Source organism: Acinetobacter sp. WCHAc060042 (assembly GCF_003231195.1).
In the GTDB taxonomy this organism is placed as follows: Bacteria; Pseudomonadota; Gammaproteobacteria; order Pseudomonadales; family Moraxellaceae; genus Acinetobacter.
Window position 1 is genome coordinate 1 of record NZ_QKVN01000107.1, and the last position, 1,091, is coordinate 1,091.

Here is a 1,091-nt window from a genome sequence, read left to right on the forward strand (position 1 = left end):
AAATGAAAAAGAGCAGAGTAGATCTGCTCTTTTTTGTTTGGGTATTTATCTTTAAAATATAAAAGCTTAGCAATATATATTGTAGTTGTAGGTTGGTTCTAGGCTCAGAAATTGTCATAAAATTGTCATTTATACACTGCATAGTGCAACTAAACTTTAATAAACAACGGATAGAGTGTAAAAATGACCTTACGTGCAACCCTTGCAACAGTAGTATTGATGTTGAGTACTTCCGCATTTTCAGCAGTAACCATTACCGCGCCTGAAGAAATTAAAATTGAAGGTTTAAATGGGCAAGAGGTCAAGAGTCGTTTATTTAGTTCAGACAGTACATATAGTATTGATGCAGGCGAAAATATTATCAGTGTTCGTTATATCCAGTTTTTTGAAGAGCATCCTGGCATTGGTTCGCATGATATTGTTCGCTCTGGTGTGGTGAACATTAAAACTCCAATTCTACAAGATCAGCAGACCTATCGTTTAGCTTTACTCAATCCGCCACAAAACCATGATGATGCAAAGGCATATGCTAAACAGCCCGTTTTTGGTTTATATGATGCCAAGAATCAATTATTGGTCGAACAAAAAGGCAGTAAAACGCAAAGCTCTGGCATTCTGAAAAATTTATTTAATGATGCGCCAACCGATCTCACTCAAAAAGCAACTACGATTGCGCAGCCTGCACCGATATATACGTCACAAGCAGTGGTAGGAAAAGCTGAAGTAGTGAAACCAAAAGATCTGCCAAATGCTAATAATGCTCAGCAATTAATTAATACTTGGAAAAGTGCATCGAAATCTGAACGCCAAGCGTTTATGACTTGGTTAGCTGAACAAGCACAATAATCTACTCACTAAATATTAAAAAACAGCATTAGCTGTTTTTATTATTTAGATAGCGCATTTATATAGTGGATAAACTGCAGATATTGGCTATAATTTAATCTAAAATAGATATTTTGATTTAAAAATAACCAGTCGGGTGGTTTTTTTGAAATATTTATATAAATGTGCTTGCGTTACAAATAAAACTATATAGAATACGCAACACACCAACGCAATGTAGTGAATAACTTGGGGTGGATGTCTTA

General features: G+C 35.1%; 1 protein-coding gene. It reads left to right on the forward strand.

The genetic code is table 11. The features are described 5' to 3' along the window. Positions 1-183 precede the first annotated feature (183 nt). Positions 184-846 (forward strand): DUF2057 family protein, encoded by a 663-nt coding sequence (locus tag DPG01_RS18425; RefSeq protein ID WP_110976005.1) that lies wholly within the window; start codon positions 184-186, stop codon positions 844-846. Positions 847-1,091: the final 245 nt, after the last annotated feature.

What these genes read in the sequence shown, in the direction of transcription:
- DPG01_RS18425 (WP_110976005.1), top strand. Translation starts at nt 184, where the DNA reads ATGACCTTACGTGCAACCCTTGCAACAGTAGTATTGATGTTGAGTACT.